Below are 12620 nucleotides of genomic sequence, written 5' to 3'. Positions count from 1 at the left end.
GCATTCTGGGAAATCGCGCTCTGGGTGGGCGCGGGCGGTGCAGGACGCACGTCGCTGGCCGGGTCACGCAACAGGGTATCGGTCATGATGAGTTTAGCAAGCGGAGCGGCTTCGTCCGCGCCTGCATTGCCATGTTCCACGACCACCGCGACGGCATATTTCGGATTATCGTAAGGCGCAAAACAGATGAACAACGCATGGGGACGATATTCCCACGGGAGATTCATGGAGTTGAAGTGCCCGGACTCACGCAGTGCCCGCGAGACGCGCCTGACCTGGGCTGACCCCGTCTTTCCGGCCATCTGTATACCCGGCAAGTCCAACCGTGCTCTAGGGGCACTGCCATGCGGTTCATTGACAACCGCAAACATACCGCCACGCACGACGTCCAGAAATTCTGGCGGCACGTCAACCTTCGACACGGACTCGTCCGATGCTATGGCGGAAAGCTGGTTTTTGGTCGCCCGCAGCAGATGGGGTTGAATATTTCGACCTGAGGCGATGCGTGAGGTGTAAATCGCAAGCTCCAGCGGCGTGACCTGCACGAAACCCTGCCCAATGCCCGCATTGACCGTATCACCGCCATTCCAGTGAAAACCGTTTTTCTGCCTCCATTCAGGCGTCGGGATCACACCGGAGCGGACATGCGGCAGCTCGATCTCCGGTTTAACGCCCAACCCCATCGTGTTGCCGACCGCCTTAATCGGGTCCATGCCGCAACGACGTGCCACTTCATAGAAATAGACGTCGCAGGAATATTTCAGGCCTTCGCGCATATTGATCATGCCGTGGCCCCAGCGGTTCCAGCAATGGAAACGCACACCGCCCAGATCGTAATATCCGGGGCAATTAAAGCGGTCTTGCGCAGTGACTGATCCGGATTTGAGGGCTGCGAGTGCCACAGCTGGTTTAAAAGTCGAGCCGGGCGGATAAAGACCTGACACGGCCTTGTCTAACAGTGGTGTGCGCGGGTCGTTGGCCCATTCGTTCCACTGGGCATGGCTGACGCCTGAATCGAACAGGGACGGATCGAAAGATGGCGTGCTGACCATCGCCATCACCTCGCCGTTCCGACAGTCCATGACCACCGCACTCGCCACACGATCTTCGAGACGATCGAGCACCTGCTGCTGAAGGACGGAATCCAGCGTCAGCCGCACATCCTCGCCCTGCTGCCCTTCCACGCGGTCGATCTCACCAATGACGCGACCAACGGCGTTGACTTCCATCTCTACAGAGCCCGGCTCACCCCGCAGGAGCCCTTCCTGAGTCTGCTCGATCCCGGCGCGACCGACGCGCATTCCCGGCAGGGAGAGTGTTGTGTCCTTCGCCACGTCCTCTTCATTCGGAGGCGCGACATAGCCCACAATATGGGCAGTCAGATCCTTGAACGGATAAAGTCGGGTCGACCCAACATCAACCAGCACGCCTGGCAAAGAGGGCGCGTTGAGTTCGATCCGGGCCATGTCGTCCCAGGACAGGAATTCATGCAGCGTGACGGGGACATATTTATGGACATGGCGCAGATCACGCTCGATGCGCGCGCGGTCATGCTCGTCCAGAGGCACGATCTGGGAAAAACGCTCAATGACGGCGGGAATATCCGTCGTCTCTTCCGGCATCAGAAGCGCGCGCCAGCTCACCTTGTTGTCCGCGAGCGCCACGCCGAACCGGTCATGGATCGTACCCCTTGCCGGAGCGAGCAGGCGTTTGCTGGTCCGGTTGCGTTCAGCGAGCTGGCGCAAATGATCGCCATCCACGACCTGAAGATTGTAAAGCCTGCGCCCCAGCACGCCCAGCACCCCCGCCTGCACCGCCATCACCAGCAGCGCCCGGCGCGTAAAGACACCGCGCCCGGATCGCACAGGCTCAGCCTGCCGTCTGTTACGGATGTGAGACCGGAAAGGGGAGTTTCGGGAAAACATCAGGGCAGGAATTCACGATCCGGAAAAGAAAGCGGCTCCGCGCCCCCTACGCCATGCACGGCGAACGGGAACGACTGTCAGGCCTGATCGGGATTGGCGAAGGTTCGGCGCCCCCAGACAAACAGCGCGATCAGGCTGGGATAGATACCGATTGTCAGAGCCGCCTGAAAGAGGCCAGGAACAGGAGACAGCAATGCAACCGCATGCACGCACACAAGAGCCCATTGGAAACATGAGGCCAGCACAGCAAGAACACTGAAAATCAGCCATCCTGCAAGAAAACCAAGGCGGGACAGACCATATCGCCAGTGATGCGCCACACCATAAATCACCAGCAACGACAGCAGAATAGCCCCCGGAGGACCGAAACTGAAGATCTCAACGACCAGCCCGTTCAGAAAAACAGCAAGAGCCGGCATCGATTTCGGACGACTGTACGCCCAGAACCACACGGTGCACATCGCAATTCCGAACTGAAGCTGCGCCTGACCGGGAACTCCGAAGGGTGCGGACAGCAGGATCGCGCAGAACATGATAAACAGCGACGGCATAGCCGCGCGCGCCGACATGTCCAGCGCACGCCGGAACGTCTGTTTCGGCTCAACAGCGGAGTGCAGATGGGGCGTGGAATTCTCAGCGACCATAAGTCCTATTGCCCTCCCCGTCCCGGCATGTCCGGAAAATTGGGCATCCAGGAAAACGGCAGTGGCCCGGATAACGGATTCTGGGGCAGTTTTTTTACGCGAACCCGTCCCGGAGCATCCGGGGCCTGGGAGTCATCATCGCCGTAGTCGAAAACCCTGACAATATCGAGCCGTCCCAGATCGGCATCCGGCACCACCACCGGTCGGTTGGGCGCGGTGTAGTGAACCGTTCCGACCGGCAGTCCGGCAGGCATGGTGCTCTGACCACGGGTCTCAACACGTTCACCCTCAACGGGGTGATGATCCTGCGGGTAAAAAATCAGACGCGGAGCGGCAGTATCGTCGCCCGCCATGATCGCATCGCCATGAGACGTGCCCAACGTAACGGGAATGCGGCTCGCGTCGTCATTGATCAGGAGAACCCTGACGGTATGAGGGCCGACTTCCGTCACACGTCCCAGAAACCCTGCGGCGTCAAGCGCAACATCTCCGATCCGGACCTGATGTCCGCTGCCCACATCGAGCAGGACCGCGCGCGAATACGGACCTCCATCGTCGCGGGTCACCCGGCCCGTCACATACTGAGGTACCGTTTCCGGAATCCAGTGCAGGCTGTTCTTAAGGCGTCCGTTCTCTGCCGCAAGCGCCACGGCCACATCGTACCAATGTCGCAGGGCGTGGTTTTCATCCCGCAGACGGGAATTTTCCTTTGCCAGATCCGTCGCGCCACGAAGATCGGTCAGCCAGACCATGACCCGTTCCTGCGGCCAGACCAGCCCATGATAGGCGGGCGCCATAAAGTCCGTCGCCATCAGTCGCACCCCATCCACGACCGGACGACGAACCAGCCCTAGCAAGACAAGTCCGACCGCCAGAAGGATCAGGATGGGCAGGACGGCCTTTGCAAGCACCTGCCGGGCATGGATGGACAGCATCCGGCGTCAGCCAGTCCTCAGTACATGCTACTTAGGACGCTGCGCAGACGCCGCATTTCTTCCAGCGCCCGCCCCGTTCCGAGTGCGACACACGACAGAGCATTCTCCGCAACCGTGACGGGCAGACCCGTATAAAGACGCAGCACCTCGTCCAGGCGATACAGAAGCGCGCCACCACCCGACAGAACAATTCCCTTGTCCACAATATCGGCGGCCAGTTCGGGCGGCGTGTTTTCAAGCGCGGTCGTCACGGCATCGACGATCTGCATGACCGGCTCGGCCAGGCTCTCGGCAATCTGGGCCTGGCTGACGATCACTTCGCGCGGCACGCCATTGATAAGGTCGCGGCCCTTTATTTCCGTGAGCGGTCCGTCAGGATTGGCAGGATCATCCGGCATCATGGCTGACCCGAGTTCGATCTTGATCCGCTCGGCCGAGCTTTCACCAACCAGAAGATTATAGGTCTTGCGAATATAGGAGATGATGGCTTCGTCCATCTTATCCCCGCCCACACGCGCGGAACGGGCATAGACGATGCCGCCGAGGGAAATGACGGCCACCTCCGTCGTACCACCACCGATATCGACAATCATGCTGCCCGAAGGTTCCGTTACCGGAAGGCCAGCGCCGATGGCTGCCGCCATGGGCTCCTCGATCAGCAGCACTTTCCTGGCCCCTGCACTTTCAGCGCTTTCCTGAATCGCACGGCGCTCCACCGCAGTCGCTCCGGACGGAACGCAGATGATGATCTGCGGACTGGCGAACGCGCGGCGATTATGAACCTTTCGGATGAAATGCTTGATCATTTCCTCCGCGACTTCGAAGTCAGCAATCACACCGTCGCGCAGGGGACGAATGGCCGTGATGTTTCCCGGTGTCCGGCCAACCATCTGTTTGGCTTCGTTACCAACTGCAAGAACCTGTTTCTTGCCACGCACCTCCGCGATCGCCACAACGGAAGGTTCATCGAGGACAATCCCGCGACCCTTGACATAGACGAGCGTGTTGGCGGTGCCGAGGTCGATGGCCATGTCGGCAGACATGAGACCCAGCAGACGAGAAAACATCCAAAACTCCTGGCGCGGCTCTGTGCAGGGGACAGATGGCGGATCATGATTGCGGGGCGGCTCCCCGCGGGTGGACTTAACCAGACGCGGCAGGTTCAGCAAGGCCCGGAGAGTCAATATAATGCGCGCGACGAAATTGGGGCGTCCAGATCCCATTTCCTGGATCCCGTTTGGAAACATACAAAAAAATAATCGCGCGCCCTGATCCTGCCACCCTTCTGTCACGTTGTATGTGTCTAGAAGTGCGAAACCGTTCCTTCCGAACCGATCACCGGAACGCGGACCGGAACGTCTAACAGGATGCTTTGTCATGAAGACCCTTACAACTCCTCGCTTTCTGGCTGTTCTGACATTCTGCGGCGTGGCACTTGCTGGCTGCGGCAGCCCGTATGACAGTGGCGCACGTGCAGGCTCCGGCGCACTGATCGGCGCAGGCGGTGGTGCCGCAATCGGAGCACTCGCCGGTGGTGGTCGCGGGGCACTGATCGGAGCCCTTGCCGGTGGCGGCACGGGAGCCGCAGTTGGTGCAGCAACGACTCCTAACCGCCCACGCAACGGATATTGAGCTATAAGCAGCACTCATTCCGTTAGAGACGATCAAGGATTCGGACTATGAGGACCGTTTTTTCCCACTCCGCCCTGCGCTGTACGGCGCTTGTCGGGGCATTCGCCACTGTTCTCGCTCTGGGTGGATGCGAAGGGAATTATGATCCCGGCTCGCGCGCTCTCGGAGGCGGTCTCCTGGGCGGCGGAACCGGCGCTGCCATCGGTGCTCTCGCAGGGGGTGGCCGCGGTGCGGCAATCGGTGCTCTGGCTGGCGGCGTCCTTGGCGCGGGCGCAGGCGCGATTACGACTCCTAATCGCCCCGGGTACCAGGGGGGATACGCCAACGGCCAGCAGGGTTATTACAATAACCAGCAGGGCGGCTATCGGCAGCAGCAGGGGCAGTACATGCAACCGCAGTACCAGTGCCCGCCGAACACGAACTGCCAGTACCCGCCCAACAACGGATATGCCCAGCAGGGTGGCTATCAACAGCAATCCCCCAGTTATCAGGGTGGCTACGGCTACTGAGCCAAAATGCGCAGGGTTATTGGCCTCAGATCATTCTCAGACCGATAACTGCAAGGAGAATGCCCAGAAACCATCTCTGGGCATTCTCGGGCAACCGTCCCGCAAGAAGTGTTCCAAGCAAAATGCCTGGAATGGAACCCATCAACAGTTCCACCAGCACAACAGAATCGACAGCGCCCTGAAGCCAGTGTCCCCCGCCAGCCAGCAGCGCCAGGGGAACGGCATGCGCAATATCCGTTGCAACGAGTTCACGCGTACTGACACGCGGGTACAGGACCGTCAGGGCCGCCATACCAATGGCTCCGGCCCCTACGGATGAAAGTGTGACCAGCGTCCCGAGCACAACACCAAGTACTACCGTCAGACCATCAATGGTCACGGGGCGAAGCGTGCCGACCCCTGCGGACCATTTCTGCAGCCAGGGTTTGAAAAGGATCGCCGGAACGGTCAGCAGCAGCGCAATACCCAACACTTCGGTGATCAACCTGGACACAAATGGGCTGGGACCGAAATGACGAAGGAAAATCAGGCATAAAAGCCCGGCAGGGAGACTTCCGGCCATTTGGAGAAGAACGATTCTCCAGCGGACAACACCGTGGTGCCGATTAAGTGCCGTGCCGAAAATCTTGGTAATGGCGGCATAAAGCAGGTCTGTCCCGACAGCCGACTGAGGCTTGACGCCAAACAGCAGAATCAGCAACGGCGTCATGAGTGACCCACCGCCAACGCCCGTCATTCCCACCAGAAAGCCGACCAGCAGCCCTGAAAGCGTATAAAGCCAAGAATGCGGCATGACGGTCCCTTATCCCTCAGATAATGAGACCATACCGTTCGTGGTATTTTTGTCTACCGATTATATAAACTATTTTAATTAGTTAAATAATCGGTAGACAAAAAAAAACAGGCGTGCGGGTCAGTCCCTTCACGCCTGTTTGTAGATGATCTTTTACAGAGCTTCCGGCTCGGTGCGTTCGCGCTTGGTGAGAAGCTTGTTCAGTGCGTGAATATAGGCCCGGACTGCGGATACCACCGTATCAGCATCGGCGCCCTGCCCGTCCACGAGTTTGCCGTTTTCCTGCAGACGGACCGTCGTGCGAGCCTGTGCATCCGTACCTTCAGTCACGTTGGCTACAGAAAAGAGGGCCAGCTCAGCAGTATGTGGGAAAGCCTCGCCTATTGCGCGGAAAGCTGCGTCGACAGGCCCATTGCCACTGACTTCCGCGTACTGGATGGCACCATCAACGCTGATCTCCAGCTTGGCACGAGCCTTCTGCTTCGTGCCCGACGCCAGTTCCAGTGCAATCAGATGAACCCGCTCGTGGTCACGACTTTCATCATCGACGAGCGCTCGGATATCATCATCAAAAACGACTTTCTTGCTGTCGGCCAGATCCTTGAAGCGCGCAAACGCGGCGTTCAGGGCATCGTCTTCCAGCGGCGGATAACCGAGTTGCGCCAGCTTGTCGCGGAATGCCGCACGGCCGGAATGCTTGCCCATGACCAGCGAGGTCTTGTTCCAGCCTACGCTTTCCGGCGTCATGATTTCGTAAGTCGCAGCGTTTTTCAGGATCCCGTCCTGATGGATGCCACTTTCATGAGCGAATGCATTACGTCCGACGATGGCCTTGTTCGGCTGGACATCAAAACCCGTGATCGTCGCCAGCATGCGGGACATGCCCAGCAGCTTTGTCGTCTCAATACCAGTCGTCTTACCGTACTGATCGTGACGCGTGCGCAACGCCATGACGATTTCTTCAAGCGCCGCATTACCTGCGCGCTCGCCGATGCCGTTGATCGTACATTCGATCTGCCGTGCGCCACCTTCGACGGACGCCAGCGTGTTCGCAACGCCGAGGCCCAGATCGTTGTGGTTATGCGCAGAGAAAATCACCTGATCCGCACCCGGCACGCGTTCGCGCAGCATGGTGAAGATCGCGCGCATTTCTTCCGGTGTAGCAAAGCCGACCGTATCGGGAATGTTGATCGTGTTCGCGCCATTGCGGATCGCCATTTCGACGCAACGGCACAGAAAATCAGGATCGGTCCGCGAGCCGTCCTCAGCCGACCATTCCACGTCATCCGTGTACTGGCGCGCCTTCTGGTTGCCCGAGGCAATGATTTCCAGAACCGTTTCCGGCTCCATACGCAGCTTGTATTTCATGTGCAGCGGAGACGTGGAAATGAAGTTGTGAATCCGCGGTCGCTCGGCTTTTTTCAGGGCCTCGCCACAGGATTCGATATCGCGCTTACCACCACTGCGGGCCAAACCGCAGATCACCGATCCACGGACATCTTCGGCAATCCGGCGCACACTCTCGAAATCGCCTTCGGACGCCACGGGGAACCCGGCTTCAATCACATCCACGCCCAGAGCACTCAGCGCATGGGCCATACGGAGCTTCTCTTCGAGGTTCATCGAAAAGCCGGGAGACTGCTCGCCGTCGCGCAGCGTAGTGTCGAAAATAATGACGCGGTCGTCGGCGATGGTGCCGAAGGACGGGTGATGGAAAGTCATGATGGAGATCGTCTCGTCTGGTTCAGGGTGGCTTTCGGTCTGTTATCCCCTGAACGCAACGGAGCGCTGTCCGCCTAGAATAAGGCGTTCAGGGGCCGATAAGTCGAAGCGAGAGGATCGAAAGAAACGTCATGGCTGCGTTCAATGACTGATTCTTGCGCCATGCGCAACCCGCATGAACATAAAGTCTCCAATGCAAAAACATTGGGTCACCCTGTCATGACGCCTGCATTCGTTGCGAAATAACGGTCTATGGCCGTTTTCATTGCGTTGGCGACCTGGGTGCGATGCACGGCCTGACGCAGGGCCGCTTCATCCAGCCGATTGGACATGAAACCCATCTCCACCAGAACAGAAGGGATCTCGGAGGATTTCAGGACCACGAACGCGGCATGGCGGGCCGGATGGGTCAGCAACCCGATTCTGTTTCGGAACGAGTTCACGACACTGGCCGCCATATGTGCTGAACCCCGGCGCGTCTCTTCCGAAACGAGACTTGCCAGGATCTGCTGTACATCCGGCGACATACCGTGAAATGCGGGACCAGCGAAGCGGTCCGCGCTGTTTTCCGTCCGCGCGAGAGATGCTGTCTGGGCATCGGATGCCCCACCTGACAATGTATAGACACTTGCGCCTCGCACATCCCTGTCATGCAGGGCGTCGGCATGCATGGAAATGAAGAGATGGGCCTGATGTCGCTGCGCCATTTCGACCCGCCCTTCCAGCGGAATGAAACGGTCTTCAGAGCGCGTCATCGCCACCCGGTAACGCCCCGAGGCCAGAAGCTGACGACTCAGTTCCGAAGCTGCGGCTTCGGCAATATGTTTTTCATAGGTTCCGGAAACCCCGATCGCTCCCGGATCTTTGCCTCCATGACCAGGATCCAGCATCACCAGCGGCTTTGGAGGGGCTGCTCCTTTATGAATGGCCGGCGTATGAAGTTTCGCGTGCGCCGCGTGGCGGGCCAGGGCAGCCCGGGGCACAAGAAACGCCCCCCCCGACACACCAGCGCAGAAACCGCTGCTCAGGGCGCTGGTCAGTGTACGTCGCGTCAGCATTGGCGGTGTTCCGGTCCGTGCGATGAATGACAGAAATGATCATACAGCATCAGACCCTGTCAGAAACATGGCGCAGACGCACCAAAAACTGTCTTTCGCAACGCCGTGAAGGCGTGGGGCGCACGGAAGGAAAATGGCACGCTTGCCACAGACAACGCTTTCAGTCATCCTGCGGTACAGGGACATGTAAAGTACGGTCCGACCGGCCACGGGCTCAAGCCTTCCCGTGCCGCTCCCGCCTTTTCCTGTTCCCGTCATGACGTCCCGTCGTTTGACAGATGCGCGAGTTGCCTTCCGTACGCTGTCCTGACCGGATCGAAGTGGCGATCCATGGACTCCGGTATGCCCCTCAGGGTCTTCCGGACAAAGTTTTTCATCCGGCTCCAGATTCTGGACCGGCCGTCTGTTCAGGGGACGAATGTCATTCAACGTGCTCGCATCCAGCAGCCTCACCGGAACGGGACCAGATGGATCCCGCCGCTGTGCGTTCGGACTGCGCCGTTCCCTCCACCCCACACAATCTGATGCTCCCACAGGCCAAGGCAGTCACAGTGGAGCGTCGTGGAGTTCAGTTTTCCATGACCAAGCGTATGCTCATCGACACCACACACGCGGAAGAAACGCGTGTTGTGGTCATGGATGGTGACCGCGTCGAAGATTACGACGTCGAGACCTCAACCAAGAAACAGCTCAAGGGCAACATCTATCTTGCCAAGGTTATCCGTGTAGAGCCAAGCCTTCAGGCCGCGTTCGTCGAATACGGCGGGAATCGTCACGGCTTTCTGGCTTTCAGCGAAATCCACCCCGACTACTTCCAGATCCCTGTTGCAGACCGCGAGAAGCTTCTTGCGCTCCAGGAAGAAGAAAACGCCGAACGCGCTGAAATCGCCGACGACGGTGACACCGAAAGTGCCCCGGAAGAGAGCGACGACGGCGAGATCAGCGACCGCCGGGCTCCCGAAACCGTCGGCGGCGAGCACGATACGGGTGAAGAAAACGCGTCTTCGCGCCGCACGGCCCGTTTCCTGCGCAACTACAAGATTCAGGAAGTCATCCGCCGCCGTCAGGTGCTGCTGGTCCAGGTCGTCAAGGAAGAGCGTGGCAACAAGGGCGCAGCCCTGACCACCTATATCTCCCTTGCCGGTCGTTACTGTGTCCTGATGCCCAACGCCCTGCGTGGCGGCGGGGTTTCCCGCAAGATCACGTCTGACGCCGATCGCCGCCGCTTGCGCGATGTGATCGCAGAACTGGATCTGCCTAAATCCATGGCGATGATCGTCCGCACAGCCGGAGCCGGTCGCCCCGCTCCCGAAGTGATGCGCGACTGCGAATATCTGTTGCAGTTGTGGGACGACATCCGCTCCCACGCCCTGTCCTCGGTTGCTCCGACGCTCGTCTATGAGGAAGCAAGCCTCATTAAGCGTGTTATCCGCGACCTGTATTCCAAGGACATCGAAGACATTCTCGTCGATGGCGAAGCCGCCTGGAAGAGCGCGCGCGAATTCATGCGCCTGCTGATGCCTGGTAACGCCAACAAAGTGAAGCTCTGGCAGAACCGGGGGCAGAGCCTGTTCGCCCGCTACAATGTTGAAGGCCATCTGGACGCGATGTTCTCGCCCACGGCCCGCCTGCCTTCGGGCGGCTATCTGGTCATCAACCAGACCGAAGCCCTTGTGGCCGTGGACGTGAACTCCGGAAAGTCCACCTCCCAGCGCAATATCGAGGAAACGGCCCTGCGCACGAACCTCGAAGCCGCCGAGGAAGTCGCCCGTCAGCTCCGCCTGCGCGATCTGGCCGGCCTTGTCGTGATCGACTTCATCGACATGGAGAGCCGTCGCCACAACGCCCAGGTGGAAAAGCGCCTCAAGGACGCCCTGCGTTCCGATCGCGCTCGCATCCAGGTCGGACACATCTCGCATTTCGGTCTGCTCGAAATGTCCCGGCAGCGCCTGCGCCCGTCCATCGCAGAAGCCGTGCTGACCCCCTGCCCCCACTGCCAGGGCACGGGCTTCATCCGAGGCACGGAAAGCTCCGCACTGCACGTTCTGAGAGCGATCGACGAGGAAGGCGCACGCCAGCGCTCGTCCGAGATCGAAGTGCATGTAGGTTCGGAAATCGCGCTTTACATTCTCAATCACAAGCGCTCCTGGCTTGCGGATATCGAACGTCACCACCGCATGCAGGTCATCTTCCGCACCGAGGAAAATCTGGCCGCGACCGACATGCGCATCGAGCGCCTGAAGGCCCAGACTGCCGCACCGGAGCGTACACCCGAGCGCGCCGTGGAACGGACACCTGAAACGGTGCGTACAATCGAAATCATCGAAGAGCAGGCCCCCGTGGCCCTGCGCCCGGAGACGTCGGTTGTCGATGCGGAAATCATCGAAGACGTGGTGCCGTCAGAGAGTGATGAAGAAGGCAATGGCGGTCGCCGCCGCCGCCGCCGCCGCCGTCGTGGCGGTCGCCGCGAACAGACGGGTGACATGCAGGCTGCTGACGCGTATCAGGAGCACGATGCCCCCCTTCACGAGGAGCGCGAGCCTGCGACTGCCGATGCCGCCGAAGAAAACGGTATCATCCCAGGTCGTCGTCGTACCCGCTTCAAGCGCGTGGTTCGCGAGACCGAAGGTGAAGGCGTGTCGCCCGCGGAGGCTTTTTCCGAAGACCGTTATGTGGCGCCGCAGCGCTCCAATGCGCCGGCAGAACGTTCGCCACGCCGCCGTGAAGAACGCGAGGAGCGTCCTGTCACTCGTCGCTACACCGGTCCGACGCCCGCCGATCCGTTTGGTGGCAGCTTCGATATCTTCGACGTGATCGAGCAGGCAGAGTTCGAAGGAACGACGCAGGCTTTGCAGACCGGTATCAACGCACCTGCAAAAATCGAGATCGAGCAGACGCCCGTGATCGAAACGACAGTCGTAGCCGAAGAGCCCGTTACCGAAGATGTCATCAAGCCCCGTCGTGGTCGCCGTCCGGCACGGGCGAAGACGGTTGAGGCGGCCCCTACCGAGACGACGCTGGAAATACCAGCCGCCGAGGAAAGCCCCGCACCGTCTTCCAATGCAGCGGAAGCAGTAGAAGAGGCTCCGAAACCGCGCCGCACACGGACGCGTCGCACTTCCAGAGCCAAGACTGATGACACTGTGGCTCCTGTCACGGAGTCCACGGCCGAGGCTCCATCAGCTCCTTCGGCCATCATCACCGAAGAAACGGTTGCGGAGGGTGCCAAGCCGAAACGGACCCGGACCCGTCGGACTGCCAAGGCCAAGCCGGAAGCAGCCCCGAGCGATGACGGCAATGTTCTGCAGCCGGTCAATATCGATGAAATCGCGCCGCCGAAGCGTCGCGTGGGTTGGTGGAAGCGCTGATCGCTCAGCGTTTTCCTCTTCATAAAAAAGGCCG

The 12620-nt window shown here is 59.7% G+C and carries 9 protein-coding genes and 1 pseudogene; 3 read left to right on the top strand and 7 right to left on the bottom strand.

Annotated elements, in window-relative coordinates; translation table 11 throughout:
- Positions 1–35 precede the first annotated feature (35 nt).
- From mrdA to GKA01_RS00695, 4 genes and pseudogenes are all read right to left on the bottom strand, one after another.
- Positions 36–1925: pseudogene (gene mrdA, locus GKA01_RS00710) on the bottom strand (penicillin-binding protein 2); the annotation flags it as partial.
- 77 nt (positions 1926–2002) lie between these two features.
- A complete protein-coding gene (locus GKA01_RS00705) occupies positions 2003–2569 on the bottom strand; it encodes a hypothetical protein (RefSeq protein WP_146858224.1) in 567 nt (188 codons plus the stop codon).
- Between the two features lie 5 nt (positions 2570–2574).
- The gene (mreC, locus tag GKA01_RS00700) at positions 2575–3504 is read right to left on the bottom strand and encodes a rod shape-determining protein MreC (protein WP_146858222.1); all 930 of its coding nucleotides are present in this window, start codon (positions 3502–3504) and stop codon (positions 2575–2577) included.
- Positions 3505–3521: 17 nt separating this feature from the next.
- Positions 3522–4571, bottom strand: a complete 1050-nt coding sequence (locus tag GKA01_RS00695) for a rod shape-determining protein (protein WP_146858220.1) — start codon at positions 4569–4571, stop codon at positions 3522–3524.
- A 310-nt stretch (positions 4572–4881) separates the two neighbouring features.
- Here GKA01_RS00695 and GKA01_RS00690 point away from each other — a divergent pair, with 310 nt between their 5' ends.
- Positions 4882–5136 carry a YMGG-like glycine zipper-containing protein gene (locus GKA01_RS00690; protein ID WP_146858217.1) on the top strand — a complete coding sequence of 85 codons (255 nt, stop codon included), beginning with the start codon at positions 4882–4884 and terminating at the stop codon, positions 5134–5136.
- 47 nt (positions 5137–5183) lie between these two features.
- Entirely contained in the window at positions 5184–5645 is a 462-nt protein-coding gene (locus GKA01_RS00685) for a hypothetical protein (protein WP_146858215.1), read from the top strand.
- A 25-nt stretch (positions 5646–5670) separates the two neighbouring features.
- Here GKA01_RS00685 and GKA01_RS00680 read toward each other — a convergent pair whose 3' ends face one another.
- From GKA01_RS00680 to GKA01_RS00670, 3 genes are all read right to left on the bottom strand, one after another.
- The gene (locus GKA01_RS00680; RefSeq protein ID WP_146858213.1) at positions 5671–6438 is read right to left on the bottom strand and encodes a sulfite exporter TauE/SafE family protein; all 768 of its coding nucleotides are present in this window, start codon (positions 6436–6438) and stop codon (positions 5671–5673) included.
- A gap of 153 nt (positions 6439–6591) precedes the next feature.
- Positions 6592–8160 carry a 2-isopropylmalate synthase gene (locus GKA01_RS00675; RefSeq protein ID WP_146858211.1) on the bottom strand — a complete coding sequence of 523 codons (1569 nt, stop codon included), beginning with the start codon at positions 8158–8160 and terminating at the stop codon, positions 6592–6594.
- Positions 8161–8369: 209 nt separating this feature from the next.
- Positions 8370–9218: an N-acetylmuramoyl-L-alanine amidase family protein gene (locus tag GKA01_RS00670; protein WP_146858209.1), complete on the bottom strand. Its 849-nt coding sequence runs from the start codon at positions 9216–9218 to the stop codon at positions 8370–8372.
- Positions 9219–9796: 578 nt separating this feature from the next.
- On the opposite strand from GKA01_RS00670, the gene GKA01_RS00665 reads away from it, so the two are divergent.
- Positions 9797–12586 carry an Rne/Rng family ribonuclease gene (locus tag GKA01_RS00665; protein WP_456305902.1) on the top strand — a complete coding sequence of 930 codons (2790 nt, stop codon included), beginning with the start codon at positions 9797–9799 and terminating at the stop codon, positions 12584–12586.
- Positions 12587–12620: the final 34 nt, after the last annotated feature.

The organism is Gluconobacter kanchanaburiensis NBRC 103587 (assembly GCF_007988905.1).
GTDB lineage: Bacteria > Pseudomonadota > Alphaproteobacteria > Acetobacterales > Acetobacteraceae > Gluconobacter > Gluconobacter kanchanaburiensis.
This window is presented reverse-complemented; position numbering and strand designations above follow the sequence as displayed.

Excerpts from the sequence above, each read along its gene's own strand:
- GKA01_RS00705 (WP_146858224.1), bottom strand. The coding sequence starts at position 2,569 with ATGGTCGCTGAGAATTCCACGCCCCATCTGCACTCCGCTGTTGAGCCG.
- mreC (WP_146858222.1), bottom strand. The coding sequence starts at position 3,504 with ATGCTGTCCATCCATGCCCGGCAGGTGCTTGCAAAGGCCGTCCTGCCC.
- GKA01_RS00695 (WP_146858220.1), bottom strand. The coding sequence starts at position 4,571 with ATGTTTTCTCGTCTGCTGGGTCTCATGTCTGCCGACATGGCCATCGAC.
- GKA01_RS00690 (WP_146858217.1), top strand. The coding sequence starts at position 4,882 with ATGAAGACCCTTACAACTCCTCGCTTTCTGGCTGTTCTGACATTCTGC.
- GKA01_RS00685 (WP_146858215.1), top strand. The coding sequence starts at position 5,184 with ATGAGGACCGTTTTTTCCCACTCCGCCCTGCGCTGTACGGCGCTTGTC.
- GKA01_RS00680 (WP_146858213.1), bottom strand. The coding sequence starts at position 6,438 with ATGCCGCATTCTTGGCTTTATACGCTTTCAGGGCTGCTGGTCGGCTTT.
- GKA01_RS00675 (WP_146858211.1), bottom strand. The coding sequence starts at position 8,160 with ATGACTTTCCATCACCCGTCCTTCGGCACCATCGCCGACGACCGCGTC.
- GKA01_RS00670 (WP_146858209.1), bottom strand. The coding sequence starts at position 9,218 with ATGCTGACGCGACGTACACTGACCAGCGCCCTGAGCAGCGGTTTCTGC.
- GKA01_RS00665 (WP_456305902.1), top strand. The coding sequence starts at position 9,797 with ATGACCAAGCGTATGCTCATCGACACCACACACGCGGAAGAAACGCGT.